Source organism: Methylorubrum sp. B1-46, from assembly GCF_021117295.1.
Taxonomy (GTDB): Bacteria; Pseudomonadota; Alphaproteobacteria; order Rhizobiales; family Beijerinckiaceae; genus Methylobacterium.
This window is the reverse complement of record NZ_CP088247.1, coordinates 2889498-2904000: the sequence shown is the minus strand read 5'-3', so window position 1 is coordinate 2904000 and position 14503 is coordinate 2889498. Positions and strand designations below refer to the sequence as shown.

Below are 14503 nucleotides of genomic sequence, written 5' to 3'. Positions count from 1 at the left end.
GTTCGGCGGAAGCGCGCGGCTCCGGATTGCCAGGGCCATGCCGCGTCAGGCAGCGAAAGGCGCCGAAGCCATCGAACGGAAACCGTGTCACTCCCGTGGCGGCAACCCCGTCTCGATGATCCGCGCCCAGAGGGACGCGCCGTAGGGGATGGCCGCGTCGTTGAAGTCGTATTCCGGGTGGTGAAGGCCGGCGGAATCGCCGTTGCCCATGAAGATGTAGGCGCCCGGCCGATGGGCGAGCATGTAGGAGAAATCCTCCGCCGCCATCATCGGCGCCACGTCGCGCTCGACCCGCTCTTCGCCGACGACCTGTGCGGCGATGTCGGCCATGAAGTCAGTCTCGGCTGGATGATTCTCGGTCGCTGGGTAGCCGCTGGCGAAGTCGATGCTCGCCCGCGCACCGAAGGCCGCCGCGACGTTCTCGGCGATCGCGGCGAGACGGGTGTGCATCAGGCCGCGAACGTCCGGGGTCAGCGCCCGCATGGTACCGCGCAGTTCCGCCGTCTGCGGCAGTACGTTGAAGGCCTCGCCCGCCTCGAAGGCGCAGACGGAGACGACGCTCGAGTCGAGCGGATCGATGTTGCGGGCGACGATGGATTGCAGGGCCACCACGATGTGGCTCGCCACCACCACGGTATCGACCGCGGCCTGTGGCAGGGCTGCGTGCCCTCCCCGGCCCTCGATGAGGATCGTGAAGCGGTCGGTCGAAGCCATGATCGGGCCGGGGCGGATGGCGAAGGTGCCGAGCGGCTGGCCGGGGATGTTGTGCAGGCCGTAGACCGCCTCGACGCCGAAGCGCTCCATCATCCCGTCCTGCACCATCGCCTCGCCGCCGCCGCCGCCCTCTTCCGCCGGTTGGAAGATCAGGACGGCACGACCGTCGAAATCGCGTGTCTCGGCGAGGTACTTGGCAGCCCCGAGCAGCATGGCGGTGTGCCCGTCATGGCCGCAGGCGTGCATTTTGCCGGGCGCGGTCGAGCGATAGGGAAGGTCGCGGATCTCCTGGATCGGCAGGGCATCCATGTCGGCGCGCAGGCCGATTGCTCGGTTCGAGCCATGCGCTCGCCCGCGGATCACCCCGATGACGCCGGTCCGACCAATACCGGTGACGACCTCGTCGCAACCGAAGGCGCGCAGCTTGTCCGCCACGAACCCCGCCGTGCGATGCACGTCGTACTGAAGCTCGGGATGGGCGTGGAGATCGTGCCGCCAGGCGGTGATCTCCTCCGAGAGATCGACGATGCGGTCGATGACGGGCATGGATCCAACCTTTCCGGAGGGTCCCAGCAAGCAGAAGGCCAACCGCGGGTCAACGGCCAAGCCTCAGCGCGCCACCTCCCCTCCCGCCAGATCGTCGAGGATCGGGCAGTCTGGCCGGTCGTCGCCGCAGCAGCGCTCGGCCAGGTGTTCGAGGGTGCGGGCCATGGCCTCCAATTCGGCGATGCGGCGCCGCAGGTCGGCGACATGGTCGAGCGCCACCGCCTTGACCGCCGCGCTGGCGCGGGAGCGATCCTGCCAGAGCGCGAGAAGATCGGCGATCTCCCGCATCGAGAAGCCGAGATCGCGGGCGCGGCGGACGAAGCGGAGGGCGTGCAGGTCGCCCTCACTGTAGACGCGGTAGCCGGACGCGGTCCGGCCCGCGGGGCCGAGCAGGCCCGTCTCCTCGTAGTAGCGGATCATCTTGGCCGAGACGCCCGTGGCACGGGCTGCCTCGCCGATGGTGACGGATCGTTCGCTCATGCAGCCGCTCCCGCCCGGCGCAGACGCAGCGCATTGCCGACGACGAAGACGCTGGACAACGCCATGGCCCCAGCCGCGAGCACCGGCGAGAGCTGCGGCCCGCCGAAGGCGGCGAGCCCACCGGCGGCGATCGGGATCAGAGCCGCGTTGTAGGCGAACGCCCAGAACAGGTTCTGGCGGATGTTGGCCAGTGTCGCCCGCGACAGGACCACCGCCTCGACCAGCCCGCCGAGCGCACCCGACATCAGAACCACGTCGGCGCTCTCGACCGCAATGTCGGTGCCCGTGCCGATGGCGATACCGATATCGGCCTCGGCCAGGGCAGGCGCGTCGTTGATGCCGTCGCCGACGAAGGCGACCGGTCCATGGGCCTCGCGCAGGCGGCGCAGGGCCGCCACCTTGCCCTCGGGCAGCACCTCGGCCTCGACCGCGTCGATATCGAGCGCGCGTGCGACTGCTTCGGCGGTGGCGCGGGCATCGCCCGTCAGCATCGCCACCGTCAGGCCGCGGGCGCGCAGGGCCTCGATGACCGTCCGCGCTTCCGGCTTGATCGGATCGGCCACGGCGACGAGCGCAGCGAGCCGGCCGTCGATGCTGGCGAAGATTGGGCTCTTGCCCTCACCCGCGAGCCGGGCAGCCTCACCATCGAGTTCATCGGTCGCGATTCCGAGCCGCTTCATGTAGCGGCGGTTGCCGAGGGCGACGCTCCGCCCCTCGACCCGCGCCGAGACCCCGTGGCCCGGCACCGCCGTGAAGGCTTCGGCCTCGGGCAGGGCCGTGGCTTCCCGGGCCGCGTCGGCGATGGCGCGGGCGACCGGATGCTCCGAGCGCGCCTCGACGGCGCCTGCCAGGGCCAGCACGCTTTCGCGAGCGAAGCCGGACGCAGTGACGAGATCGGTCAGGCGGGGGCGGCCCTCGGTGAGCGTACCGGTCTTGTCGAGGGCGATGACGCGGGCATCCCGCAGGGCCTGGAGTGCGGCGCCCTGGCGGAACAGCACGCCGCGCTCCGCGGCCCGGCCGGTACCGACCATGATTGAGACCGGCGTCGCCAGACCCATGGCGCAGGGGCAGGCGATGATGAGCACGGAGATCGCCGCGACCAGCGCATGGCCGAACGCCGGCGCGGGCCCGAAAGCGAGCCAAGCGAGGAAGGTCAGAACGGCGATGGCGATGACGGCGGGCACGAACCACAGGGTCACCCGGTCCACCAGCGCCTGGATCGGCAGCTTGCCGCCTTGCGCCTCCTCGACCATCCGCACGATCCGCGCCAACGCGGTGTCGGCTCCGGTGCGGTCCACGGTGAGGTCGAAGCTGCCGGTGGTGTTGAGGGTGCCGCCGACCACGCGGGCGCCCTCCTCCTTCTTCACGGGAACCGGTTCGCCGGTGATCATGCTCTCATCGACGAAGGAGGCACCGGACGCGACGGTGCCGTCCGCCGGCACGCGCTCCCCGGGTCGCACCCGCACCCGATCACCGACCCGAAGGTCGGAGGCCGGCACTTCGCGCTCGTTCGCGCCCTCTACCCGCCGCGCGGTCTTGGGCGAAAGATCGATCAGCCGGGCGATCGCTGCGCCGGCTCGCCCCTTGGCGCGGGCCTCAAGGGTACGCCCGAGCAGGATCAGCGTGATGATGAGGACGCTCGCCTCGAAGTAAAGATGCGCCGACCCTTCCGGCAGCCAGGACGGGGCCGCAGTCGAGACCAGCGAAAACAGATAGGCCGCCCCGGACCCCAGGGCGACGAGGGCGTTCATGTCGGGATGGCCGCGCAGCAGGTTCGGCACGCCGATCCGGAAGAAGCGGCGGCCGGGCCCGGCCAGCACCAGGGTCGCGAGCACAGCCTGCAACCACGCATAGCCGGCGCCGAGCATGCTCGTCGCTGCGTGGTGGAAGCCCGGCAGGACGTGGCCGCCCATGTCGAGGACGACGATGGGACTCGACAGCACCGCCGCGAGGATCAGGTCGCGGCGGAGCGCGGCCGCCTCCCGCTCCTGTCTTTCCTCGGGAGAGGCCGCTTGCGGCGCATCGAGCCGGCGCGGCTCGTAGCCGGCCTGCCGCACGGCCGTCTCGACATCACCCAGGATGACCGCACCGACGGCGTGGCGCAGCTCGGCCCGGCCGGTGGCGAGATTGACGCTCGCCGACGTCGCGCCGGGCATCGCCAGAAGCGCGCGCTCGACGCGCCCGACGCAGGAGGCGCAGTTCATCCCCTCGACGGCGACGGCCGTGACCGTCTCGGGCACATCGTAACCGGCCTCGCGGATCGCCTCGACGGCGCGGGAAGGCGGCGTGCCCTCCGGCAATTCGAGGCTGGCGCGTCCCGTGGCGAGGTTGACGGAGACATCCGCCACCCCGGGAAGGGCGGCGAGAGCCCGTTCGACACGGCCGACGCAGGAGGCGCAGCTCATGCCCTCCACGGGCAGGGTGATGCGGGCTGAGGCCTTGGCGCCTGCGGGCGCAGGCGGCATGGCAGGGGGGGCGAGATGAGATTCCATGCCGCCTCAGATGGTCCTTCCCATCGTGGGAAGGTCAAGGGGCCGGTCGCGTCAGGCCGCCGCTTTCGGCGATGCAGCACCGCATCTCGAACGATGGACCGTTCAAAGGCGGCGCTCGCGCCGTGCCGGTGAGATCTCATCCTGCAACCAAAACGGGAGAACACTGTTCCCACATCCATTGGGGAAAGACGGCGTTACGGCCCCGCCGGAGGCTCCGGCAACGCCGCTTCTGCCGCTTCAGGCCGATGCTCCGGCAGGCTCACGTGCACGGTGGTACCTCGGCCCGGCTCGCTCTCGATGACGAGCTTGCCGCGATGGCGGTTGAGCGTGTGCTTGACGATGGCGAGCCCAAGGCCGGTGCCGCCTTGCTGGCGGCTCGATGCCGTATCGACCCGGTAGAACCGCTCGGTGAGCCGCGGGATGTGCTCGGCCGGGATACCCGGCCCCTCGTCGCGCACCCGCAGCTCGATCCGCGCCCCGCGTCCGTTGGGATCCTCGACACGATGGAGAGAGACGACGACCACGCCGCCGCTGCCGCCATACTTCACCGCGTTCTCGACGAGGTTCTCGACGACGCGCAGCAGCTCGTCGCGATCTCCGAGAACCGGAAGCGGCCCCTCCGGCCGCTCGACGCTCAGCACGACGCCGCGCTCCCCGGCGAGCGGCGCCTGCATATCCACCATCTGCCGGGCGATGCGGCCGAGATCGACGATGCGGGTCGGCACGACGTGCTCGTGCAACTCGATGCGGGAGAGCGAGAGCAGATCGTCGATGAGGCCGGTCATGCGCTGGGCCTGGGTGCGCATGATGCCGAGGAACTGTTCGCGGGCGCGGGAATCGTCTCTGGCCGGACCCTGAAGCGTTTCGATGAAGCCGAGGAGGGCCGCGAGCGGCGTGCGCAGTTCGTGGCTGGCATTGGCGACGAAATCGACCCGCATCGCCTCCAGGCGGCGCGCCTCGGTGAGATCGCGCAGGAACAGCACGATGTTGGGCTCGCCGCCGCCCGGCATGTCGGGTAGCGGCAGGGCGCCGATCTGCACCTCGAAGGCACGCTCGGTCGGTACGCGCGTGGCGTACTCGGTCCTCACCGGTGTGCCGGTGCGCAGAACCTCATCGATGCCGTCGAGCACGTCGGGTGCCCGCAGGGAGAAGGAGAGCGGGTGGCGCAGCTTCAGCCCCGGCAGGAGCCGACGCGCGGCGGGGTTGGCCTCGATCACCACCACGCGGCGATCGACCAGGATGACGGGGTCGGGGATGTTGGCGAGTAGGGCCTCGGCGATGGCGTGGCGCTGCGGAGTCGTGGACTCGGCCGGGGGCAAGAGCGCGACCTGCCCCCCGCGTCCGAGCAACGCACCGATGAGAAGCGCCAGGCTTGCTGAGATCATCAGGGCGACATCGACGGTGCCGCCGACCGCCTCCGCGACAACGATGACCGCCACGGCGATCGTCACGCCGAGCCACATCGGGCGGGCCGATTTCGCGGGCATGGCGCCTCAGGCCGTCGGACGGGTCAAGGATCGTTCGCCGCCTGATGCCGCCGCAGCCGCTGAAAGCCCTCGTAGACGCCGAGCATCACGAGGGCCAGGACGAAGGGGACGACGTAGTAGCAGACCCGGAACAGCAGCAGCGATCCCAGCACCGACTCGCGCGGCAGGTAGGACAGGGCGAGCAGAATGGTGGCCTCGAACACACCGATGCCGCCCGGCGCATTCGAGGCGATGCCAAGCATGGCGGCGAGCACGTAGATCGCCAGGAAGGTGGTGAAGGCGAGGTTCATGCCCTCGGGCATCAGCATGTAGAGCACCGCCGCCGCGGCGCAGACGTCGCCGATGCCGACCACCATCTGGCTGAACGAAACCGTGGCGCCGGGCAGTTCGAGCTGCCAGTGGCGAACCTTGATGTAGCGCCGCTTCACCGAGACCCAGGCGAGATAACCGAGCACGAGGCCGAGCGTGCCAAAGCCGAGGATCTGGTTGAGGCGCGCGGTGGTGTTGACGCCGATACTCTGGAAGGTGAGACTCGCAAGCTGGCCCGCCTCGATAATGAGGCTGAAGCCCAGCACCACGCCCATCCCGAGCCAGAAGGTGAAGCCGGCGATCACCGTCAGAGCGGCGATCTTGGCTGCGGACAGGCCGCGCTTCGAGTAGATCCAGTAGCGGATCGTCGCCGCAGTGATGAGCGGGAAGCCGAGGGTGAAGCTCACGGCGTAGCTCGTGAAGGAGGCGAGTGCCGTGATGCGGTAGGGCATCTTGAGCCGGAGCTGGCGCAGGGCGAGCGCGTCGTAGCAAGTCAGGAACAGGTAGCTGACCGCTACGAAAAAGAAGGCCTCGCCGAGCCGGCCGGCCGCGACGGCGGTGAAGGCCGTCTGCAATTCGGCCCAACTGATCTCGCCCGAGAGCTTCCACAGGACGCCGAGTGAGACGAGGATGAGAACGAGGCTCGCGGCCGTCCCGATCCAGGCAAAGCGCCCGCGCCGCGATGCCGGCTTCGACCCGGCGTCAGCCTCGCGGCCCGCATCGGCCGGCTCGGCCTCCACGACCGTCCTGTGCTTCCCGGCAGCTTTCATGTGAGAACGGCGTCCGCCTCCGCTGGTCGACCGCAGGATGCATGGGGCGCGGGTCGTCCCGGGCGGCATCGGTCCCGAACCGCCCCCGCGCATTTAGGTGCTTCGATCGCCAAAGGCCAGCGAAGGACAGTCGCCACAGGACTGCCCTGCACCGGGAATGCGGCTGAAATCACGCGATCTTGGCCGTCAGGGCGCACCGGCGAGATGGCGCGCCGCCTGCGTCAGACCTGCAAGGATGCGTTCGCGGACCGACGGCGAGGTGCAGACATAGGTCGGGCTCGGATGCGGGATCGGTACCACCGGCAGATCGGGCCGGAGGGCTGCCAGCGGGGCCGCCGCCTCTTGCGCGAAGCGCCCCGCCGGGACGACCACAACGAGCCGCGGTAGAAGCGCGAGTAGCGGCGCGAAGTAGGGCGCGGCGGCGGCGGCTTCCGAGCGGCGCGGGGCACGATTGAGGGCGCCCGGCTCGTGGATCACCCAAGGCACCGCGTTCCAGATCAACGTGTCCCGCCGCGCGATGCCGGCCTCGGCGAGGAAGCGGAACAGGTTGGCGGCGGTGCCGGTGGCGTTGTCGCGGGAGACGAAGCCTGTGCGGCCGATCGAGGGACCGGGCGTCTCCAAGAGAAGCAGCAGGCGCGCCTCCACACCGCCATCGAGGGGATCGGGATCGGGCACTTCGGCGCCGCGCTCCGCGGCGATCGTCCGGGCGAAAGCGCGCAGCGGCCGCACATGCGGGGCGTCCGCCAGCGCACGGCGCGCATCGAGGACGGCGGGATCGCGCAGGCTCTTGGGTGCGTCAGGCGAAGCCGGCATCGCGCAGGTCGGGCGGGAGCCGGCCCTGAAGACGGAAGCGCTCGACGCCGTCTTCCGCCGCCAGACGCGCCTTCAGTCCCTCCAATCCGCCGAACTGGAAGCCGATCTGCGAGGCGTAGGCCGCGCAGGCCTCCGCCTTGCACCGCTCGGCTTGCCCATCGAGCCGTACCACCTGCTCGGGGAACGGCGCGAAGATCGCCCGCAGCGGCTCCTTCGGCGCGGCGCTGCGGACGGTGTAGGGGAAGTCGCGCCACCACAGCACCGGCAGCGGCGGCTGCGCGCCGCGAAAGGCGCGCACCACCTGCACGTGATCGACATGGCCGCCGACCGCCTGCGGCGCCAGGATCAGGTCGGGGCCCGTATCGGCCACGAGGCGCTCGAAGGCGTCGGCGAGATTGGCGCCGATCCGGTCGTCGGGGCGAAGCTCGGCGAAGAGTTCGGGTGCCGAGCCGTAGCCGCGATGCGGCGCCTCGCGGAACGGCAGGTGGACCGGTTCGATGCCAAGCGCCCCGGCCGCATCGCGATCCTCGCCGCGGCGCAGGGCCATGTAATCGACCTCCGGCGCGAGCCCCTTGTCGAGCTGGCAGGCCAGCGCGAAGCCGCGCGGGTTCGCCACCGAGGCGGTGAAGACCGTCGCCATCACGACCTGCCATCCCCGCGCGGCGAGCCGCGCCAGCGTGCCGCCGGCCGAGAAGACTGCGTCGTCGAGATGCGGCGAGATGGCGAGTGCGGTGCGCGTCACAGCAGGTGCGGCTCCTTGCGGAAGCGGCAATCCGGATCGACGGGCAATGTGTCCGGAATGTCGGTGTGCGGTCGCTCGCGGGTGACCCGCTCATAGACCTCCATGATCTGGCGGCCGACCGCCGTCCACGAATAGACCCGGCGGCACTCTTCAAGTCCGCTCTCGGCGAGGCGCTCACGCAGTTCCGCGTCCTCGATCATCCGCCGCAGCGCCTGAGTCAGCCCCCGTACATCGCCGGGTTCGACCAGAAGGCCGTTCTCGCCGTCGCGCAGGCAGTCCGAAACGCCGACTGAGTGGGTCGAGACCACCGCGTGCCCGGCGGCCATCGCCTCCAGGATCGTGTTGGAGAACCCTTCCGCGTAGGTCGGTGAGACGAACACGTCCGCTTCGCGGTAGAGGTCAGGCACCGTGTCGTAATCGGCGTAGCCGGTGAAGCGGACCTGGGCCGAGGTGAAGCCGATGGCGTCGGCCTTCTCGCGGGCAGCCTCGACATCCGGTCCGATGCCGGAAATCGCCGCATCGAACGGCACGCCGGCCTCCCACAGACGCTCCAGAGCGTCGAGGAAATCGAGCACGCCTTTCCGGCGGTCGACGCGGCCATGATAGAGCAGCCGCACTGGCTCCTCGTCCTCAAGCTCGGCCCCGAAGCGCGCACCGGGGGTGAAGCGCGCAGTATCGACGGCGCCGGGGACGATGGTGAAGCGAGCCGGATCGGAGCCGAGCCGGTCGCAGACCTCTTTCACGAAGGATGGCCCGCCGATCAGCAGGGCGTTGGCATGGGCGAGCACCTCGACCATCGCCCGGCGGTGGGTCTCGCAGCAGGAGCCGATCCAGTGGCCATCCCCGCCCTGGATCGAGACCACGGTCGGCAGGCCGAGGCGCTTGCCGGCGAGAAGCACCGCCCAGCCGGTCGGGTAGCCGTACTGCGCGTGCAGCACGTCGAACGGCTTCTTCGCGTGCTCGGCGCAAATCGTCTCGACGATCTCGTCGATGTCGCGCTCGAAGTCGCCGTTCTCCTGCTCGCCTTTCTGTTCGAGGCCGATGACGTGGACGCCCGGCACCGGCGGCGGCGGGCCGCCGCCATAGACCCGCGTGCCGAACTCATCGCCGCGATACTGCGAGATCATCGTCACGTCGTGGCCGGCACCCGCCACCTCCCGCAGGAGGTTCTGGGCATAGACGCTCATGCCGGAGATCGCCGGGAAGTAGCGGCGGCTGACAAAGCAGATTCTCATGGATGGGACGGCCCCGGAATCACGGTTTCGCGCGGCGCGGTGTCGGGTGTCGGCAGGCCGGGGCCTGGACGGCGGCAGGTGCGCAGATATGCGAGCGCTTGGCCCACCATCACGTCGGCCCGGTGCGAATCGCGCGACAGCTCCACGCAGACGAGTTTCGGGAAGGCGATCGCGTCGAGGGCGTCGAGCACGGCCGGCACATCCATGTCGCCTTCGCCGAAGGGCAGATGGATGTGCTCGCCCCGCTTCATGTCCTCGATCGCCACCGTGCCGAGGCGGGGGGCGAATTCGTGCACGGCCGCGGCCGGGTCACGCTCCTGCGTCACCAGACAGTGGCCGGTATCGAGGGCCAGCGACAGGCCCGGCACGTCGAGGCCGGCAAAATCGTCGAGGGTCTCGATCAGCATACCCGGCTCGGGTTCGAGGGCGGCGACGACGCCCTTCCCGGCTGCGAAATCGGCCACCTCGCGCAGGCCCTCGACGAGCCAGCCGCGTGCGTCCTGGTGATCGACTCCCGGCTTCGGCACGCCGGCCCAGAACGAGACAGCCTCGGAATTCAGGATCTTGCCGATCTCGATGGCGCGCTTGAGGAAGCCGACGCGCCGGGCGCGTCCGGCTGCGTCGGCGGTCACCAGCGTCGGCTCGTGTTTCGCGGTCGGATCGAGCAGGAAGCGTGCGCCGGTCTCGATCACCGATCCGAGTTCGAGCCGGTTCAGGAGGCTGGCGATGCGGTCGGCCTCGACCACCCAGTTCTCGGCGAAGGGATCGAGGTGGTGGATGTCGAGCGTCAGCGCCACGCCGTCGTAGCCCGCATCCTTGATGAGGCGGATCGCGTCCTCGATGCGGTGATTGGCGGTCCCGTTGGTGTTGTAGGCGAAGCGCAGGGTCATGCCGGCCTCCGCTCGGCCCGGCGGCCCTGGCGCTCGTAGCGGAACGGCGCGTGGTGCGATTCCGGCTCGCGGTAGAGCGGGTAGTGCGAGCCGACGATCTTCTCCGCCAAAGCGACATCGAAGAGCGGCTGTCCGCCGAAGCGCTCGACCGCCTCGGGTGTCAGGCGCACGGGCAGGAGCGTGTCGCTCGGGGTGCCGAAGCGAATGAGCGGATGCTCGCGCTCGATCAGCTTGCGCGTGTTGCGCTCGCCGATGCGGTAGTAGCTCATGGTCTCGACTTCGAGCCCCGGCACGATTGCCTTGACCACGCCGATCCCGCCGCCGGGCGGTGAGCAATCGACGAAGAGCACGTCGAAGCCCGCCTCCTCCAGCCGCTCGCGGGCGATGTTTCCACGCGCATGCCCGTCTGGCGCCGGTGTCGTCGGCAGCTCCGAAAAGGCTTTGGTGCTCTTCTCGGAATAGACCGTGTTGCTCAGAACCTCGCGCAGTTCGGCCGCCGGCAGATCGATCCAGGCGAGCATGGCTTGAAGCGCACGGCTCTCCTCGAGGTCGAGGCTCGGCAGCGCCTTCTGGATGAAGGACTCGACGTAGCCCGCTGGCGCCACCGTGTCGGCGAGCGCCAGCGGGCCGTGCCCGAAGGTCTTTCGCACCCGCGCCGCCTGGAATTCGAGGAGCGCCTTACGCAGGGCCCGCTCGCGATCCGGGTCGCAGGCCTCGCCGCAGGCCGAGAGCGCGATCGGCGCGGGCGTACGGGCCGGATCGAGGTCGTAGCCGACGACGTAGAGGTTGGTGAGGCCGAACTGATCGGTGGCGAATTTCGGCAGCGCCCGGATGCCGAGGCTCTCCAGTCGGTCGAGCATGCCGCGCGTCTCGGGGCCGATGCCGTCGAGGTCGAGCATCACGCCCTGATCGAGAGCGCGGAACAGCAGACCGTTGCCGTCGCGCTGCAGCAGTTCGAGCAGGCCGTGACCGAGGGCGAAGTCCACATCGGGACCGGCGCCGAGGCCGTTGGTGATGAGGTTGGTGAAGGGCTGATAGCCCTGGCGCAGCTCGAAATAATCAGTCGCGGCGATGTCGAGCGGCATCCAGACGGATTCGCCCGTGCGCGCCCGGATGGCCTTGGTCCAGTCGAGCGGGGTATCGCGTCCGACGGGGGAACCTGCGGGCAGGCACAGCGTCAGCGGGTCGGCGACGGAGGATGCGCCGTAGACGCGCACAAGATCGGTGTAGGAAACGGCGGCCTGATTGTCCCCCTTTCGCGGCAGCAGGGCGACCGAGGGCATCAGGTTCTCGGCAATCTCGGCCACCGCGCCGATCAGCGCCTCGTCGTCGGTGGCGCCGTAGCCGATGCCTGAAGGCATGGCGCCGACATAGAACGGGTCGTCGAGGAAGAGCGCGACGAACCAGACGGGGATGCCGGTGCGGTCGAGCCCGGCGAGGTTGAAGCCGACGACGCGACCCTCGGGCAGCACGTCGAGATAGGCGCGCACCGCCTCCGGCAACCGCTCCGGCAGTCCCTCGATCCGGCGCGGCGCACCGCGGCGATAAGGGCGCGGCGCCGCGAGGCTGGGGTGGTGGGCGCGGTCGTCCCGGTCGAGGGCATCGGTCGCTGTCATGTCCGTCCCATCAGCAGCGGTGGACCGGGCCTTCTCCAACCTGGACCCCCATCCTGAGGTACCGCGAAGCCGCTTTGAGCGATCCTCCACAAATCGCGCGGGATCTGGAGGATCGCTCAAAGCTGCGCTCCGCACCTCGGGATGAGGGCTTTGGTCGGACGGCCCGGTCTCCTCAGAAATGTCGTCAGGCCGCGTCGCGGCCGGCAGGTGTACCCGCCGCCGCGTAGGCACGAGCGATCAGGCGCATGGTGTGAAGGTCGCGCTCGGCGTCCCAGGCCCGGCGGGCCTCGGGGTCGCGCAGGGCACGGCCGAAGGCGCGCACCTGTTCGAGAAAAGGCGAAGCCATCTCGTCGAAGGCGATCGGCTCGACCCGGCCGTCGGCTCCGTCGGTGAAGGTGACGCGCCCGCCCGCGGTCTGCCCCATCGTATCGATGGCGGTGAGCAGCCCCTTCGTGCCGACCACTTCGAGGCGGCGACGGGGCAGCGCGTCGGGGCAGTTATAGGCGACGTTGAGCTGGGCAAGCGCGCCCGACCCGGTACGGCCGATCAGCACGGCGCCGTCATCGACGGCATAATCCTGGGCGCGGGCCTGGGTCATGGCGGCCATGTCTTCGATCGGCTCGCCGAGCAGGAAATCGACGAGATCGATTCCGTGGGGCGCCAGATCCATCAGCGCGCCGCCGCCCGCCTGGGCCGGGTCGATGCGCCAGTTGTCCTGGCCCCGAAACGAGGTCCAGGCCCGGTCGAGCCAGCAGGCATAAACGATGCGGATCGCCGTGACGGTGCCGAGCCGGCCCTCGCGGATCAGCTCGCGCATGGCGCGATGGCCGGGATGATGGCGCTGATCGAAGGCGGTGCCGTAGAAGGCACCCGACCGGCGCACTGCCGCCGCCATCGCCTCCGCATCGGTGAGCGAGGCCGCCATGGGTTTCTCGCACAGCACCGCCTTGCCGGAGGCGCAAAGCGCCTCGACGGCACCGCGATGCAGGTGGTTCGGGGTCGCGACGTAGACGGCGTCGACCTCAGGCTCGGCGATGAGGCCGGCGAGATCAGGGTGCGCCCGCGCGCCCTCGGCCTCCGCCGCCGCGCGCGACTCCGCGCCCGGATCGGCCACGGCGATGAGACGGTGCCCGGCGGCGCGGATGCCGGGCGCCATGTAGTCCCGGGCGACCCAGCCGTAGCCGACGATGCCCCAGCCGATGCTCTCCGCCATCACCAGCGCTCCGGCAGATCGACGTATTCGCGGCGGCGCACCCGGTCCGTCTCGGGCGCATCCAGCTTGCCGGCCCAGTCGATGGCTTCCGGGCCGTCCGAATGAAGGGGGTAGGTCGCCAGCGATGCGTATTCCGCCTCGTAGCGCTCCGACGGCCAACGGATGGCAAAACCCCCATCATCGGGCGCGTAGAGCGGATTGAGATGCAGGGCGGCATTGGGCGGCGGCAGGGTGATGCCGTCGACGAGCGCTCGGGGCGCGGGGCGCATGCCGGGGCCGGCCACGACGGAGAAGGCCTCGCAGGCCAGCAGATGGCGCGGTTCGCGCGGCTGCGGCGCGCGGGCCTCGACGAGGGCGCGGGTCAGCTCGGCGTCGTCGTAGACGAGCCCGTCGGGGAACAACTCCTCGATTTCGGCCGAGGAGATCGCCTTGCCGGCCGAGAAGCCGGGCTGGCCGCTGTTGTGGATGTGACTGAGAGCGAGCCAGCCCTCTTCTCCGGCCGTCTGGCGCAGGCAGGCGAGGATGCCGGGCTTGTCGTCGAGGAAGTAGAAGGCGTCGTTGCAGATCACGAGATCGACCGGCGATTCCGGAATTGGCCAATTCGGAGATGCGGCGTCGAAGCAGACGAGCTGCGCCTTTTCGCCGACCACCCAGTGGCGGGCGACCCACAGCTTGGCGAAGACGACGTCGGCACCCGCGACTTTGACGCCGCGGCGCTTCAGCTCACGCAGGTAATGGCCGATGCCGCAGGCGAGCTCGAACGCGCAGACCGGGCTGTTCCAGTGCGCCTCGAGCAGGCTCAGGCCCGCCAGGAAGGTCGGATCGGTCCAGCGGTTGACGAAGTAATCGCCAACCCGGCCCCAGCCGAGCCACTCCACGGCTTCGCGAAGCGAGGCGCTCTCGCGCTCGCGCACGAGCCGGCGCAGGGCTTCGGGATCGGCCGGCGGGCCGGTCCACCAATCGTCCTGATCGGCGAGCAAGAGGACGAGGGCATCTTCGGTCCAATCATGATCGAGATGATCGAGGACGGCCGCGATGAGGCTGTCGCGACCGGTGCGGAGATAGGGGATGCCGTCGATGACCGGCCAGCGCGCCCCGGTCTCGACGTCACGCAAAGCATGCGCCCCGTCGGGTTTGAGCCGGTGGCCGGTCTCCGGCGAGAGGAGATCGAAGGGGATCATGATCCTGGATTCTGC

The 14503-nt window shown here is 69.9% G+C and carries 12 protein-coding genes; all 12 read right to left on the bottom strand.

The window, feature by feature from the left end; genetic code table 11:
• Positions 1 to 87: 87 nt before the first annotated feature.
• The 12 genes from LPC10_RS13435 to LPC10_RS13380 all read right to left on the bottom strand — a co-directional run bounded on the left by LPC10_RS13435 (position 88) and on the right by LPC10_RS13380 (position 14488).
• The gene (locus LPC10_RS13435; RefSeq protein ID WP_231342260.1) at positions 88 to 1260 is read right to left on the bottom strand and encodes a M20 aminoacylase family protein; all 1173 of its coding nucleotides are present in this window, start codon (positions 1258 to 1260) and stop codon (positions 88 to 90) included.
• Positions 1261 to 1323: 63 nt separating this feature from the next.
• The gene (cueR, locus tag LPC10_RS13430) at positions 1324 to 1740 is read right to left on the bottom strand and encodes a Cu(I)-responsive transcriptional regulator (protein WP_231342259.1); all 417 of its coding nucleotides are present in this window, start codon (positions 1738 to 1740) and stop codon (positions 1324 to 1326) included.
• Positions 1737 to 4232: a heavy metal translocating P-type ATPase gene (locus LPC10_RS13425; RefSeq protein ID WP_370644487.1), complete on the bottom strand. Its 2496-nt coding sequence runs from the start codon at positions 4230 to 4232 to the stop codon at positions 1737 to 1739. The genes cueR and LPC10_RS13425 overlap by 4 nt, the downstream gene beginning before the upstream one ends.
• A gap of 194 nt (positions 4233 to 4426) precedes the next feature.
• Positions 4427 to 5719 carry an ATP-binding protein gene (locus LPC10_RS13420; RefSeq protein WP_231342256.1) on the bottom strand — a complete coding sequence of 431 codons (1293 nt, stop codon included), beginning with the start codon at positions 5717 to 5719 and terminating at the stop codon, positions 4427 to 4429.
• 23 nt (positions 5720 to 5742) lie between these two features.
• On the bottom strand, positions 5743 to 6798 hold the full coding sequence (locus LPC10_RS13415; protein WP_108940586.1) for a lysylphosphatidylglycerol synthase domain-containing protein: 1056 nt from the start codon (positions 6796 to 6798) through the stop codon (positions 5743 to 5745).
• Positions 6799 to 6984: 186 nt separating this feature from the next.
• Positions 6985 to 7611 carry a uracil-DNA glycosylase gene (locus LPC10_RS13410; protein ID WP_231342252.1) on the bottom strand — a complete coding sequence of 209 codons (627 nt, stop codon included), beginning with the start codon at positions 7609 to 7611 and terminating at the stop codon, positions 6985 to 6987.
• The gene (locus LPC10_RS13405; protein WP_231342251.1) at positions 7595 to 8353 is read right to left on the bottom strand and encodes a PIG-L deacetylase family protein; all 759 of its coding nucleotides are present in this window, start codon (positions 8351 to 8353) and stop codon (positions 7595 to 7597) included. Before LPC10_RS13405 ends, LPC10_RS13410 begins: the two co-directional genes overlap by 17 nt.
• A complete protein-coding gene (locus LPC10_RS13400) occupies positions 8350 to 9588 on the bottom strand; it encodes a glycosyltransferase family 4 protein (RefSeq protein WP_231342248.1) in 1239 nt (412 codons plus the stop codon). The genes LPC10_RS13405 and LPC10_RS13400 overlap by 4 nt, the downstream gene beginning before the upstream one ends.
• The gene (locus LPC10_RS13395) at positions 9585 to 10478 is read right to left on the bottom strand and encodes a sugar phosphate isomerase/epimerase (RefSeq protein ID WP_231342246.1); all 894 of its coding nucleotides are present in this window, start codon (positions 10476 to 10478) and stop codon (positions 9585 to 9587) included. Before LPC10_RS13395 ends, LPC10_RS13400 begins: the two co-directional genes overlap by 4 nt.
• Entirely contained in the window at positions 10475 to 12094 is a 1620-nt protein-coding gene (locus tag LPC10_RS13390; RefSeq protein WP_231342244.1) for a YcaO-like family protein, read from the bottom strand. The genes LPC10_RS13395 and LPC10_RS13390 overlap by 4 nt, the downstream gene beginning before the upstream one ends.
• Positions 12095 to 12278: 184 nt before the next feature.
• Positions 12279 to 13307, bottom strand: coding sequence for a Gfo/Idh/MocA family protein (locus LPC10_RS13385; protein WP_231342242.1), 1029 nt, complete (start codon positions 13305 to 13307; stop codon positions 12279 to 12281).
• A complete protein-coding gene (locus LPC10_RS13380) occupies positions 13307 to 14488 on the bottom strand; it encodes a bifunctional 2-polyprenyl-6-hydroxyphenol methylase/3-demethylubiquinol 3-O-methyltransferase UbiG (RefSeq protein WP_231342240.1) in 1182 nt (393 codons plus the stop codon). Before LPC10_RS13380 ends, LPC10_RS13385 begins: the two co-directional genes overlap by 1 nt.
• Positions 14489 to 14503: the final 15 nt, after the last annotated feature.

Bases quoted from the DNA above. Each gene is read 5' to 3' on its own strand.
- LPC10_RS13390 (WP_231342244.1), bottom strand. From the start codon at position 12,094: ATGACAGCGACCGATGCCCTCGACCGGGACGACCGCGCCCACCACCCC.
- LPC10_RS13380 (WP_231342240.1), bottom strand. From the start codon at position 14,488: ATGATCCCCTTCGATCTCCTCTCGCCGGAGACCGGCCACCGGCTCAAA.
- LPC10_RS13435 (WP_231342260.1), bottom strand. From the start codon at position 1,260: ATGCCCGTCATCGACCGCATCGTCGATCTCTCGGAGGAGATCACCGCC.
- cueR (WP_231342259.1), bottom strand. From the start codon at position 1,740: ATGAGCGAACGATCCGTCACCATCGGCGAGGCAGCCCGTGCCACGGGC.
- LPC10_RS13385 (WP_231342242.1), bottom strand. From the start codon at position 13,307: ATGGCGGAGAGCATCGGCTGGGGCATCGTCGGCTACGGCTGGGTCGCC.
- LPC10_RS13415 (WP_108940586.1), bottom strand. From the start codon at position 6,798: ATGAAAGCTGCCGGGAAGCACAGGACGGTCGTGGAGGCCGAGCCGGCC.
- LPC10_RS13425 (WP_370644487.1), bottom strand. From the start codon at position 4,232: ATGGAATCTCATCTCGCCCCCCCTGCCATGCCGCCTGCGCCCGCAGGC.
- LPC10_RS13410 (WP_231342252.1), bottom strand. From the start codon at position 7,611: ATGCCGGCTTCGCCTGACGCACCCAAGAGCCTGCGCGATCCCGCCGTC.
- LPC10_RS13420 (WP_231342256.1), bottom strand. From the start codon at position 5,719: ATGCCCGCGAAATCGGCCCGCCCGATGTGGCTCGGCGTGACGATCGCC.
- LPC10_RS13395 (WP_231342246.1), bottom strand. From the start codon at position 10,478: ATGACCCTGCGCTTCGCCTACAACACCAACGGGACCGCCAATCACCGC.
- LPC10_RS13400 (WP_231342248.1), bottom strand. From the start codon at position 9,588: ATGAGAATCTGCTTTGTCAGCCGCCGCTACTTCCCGGCGATCTCCGGC.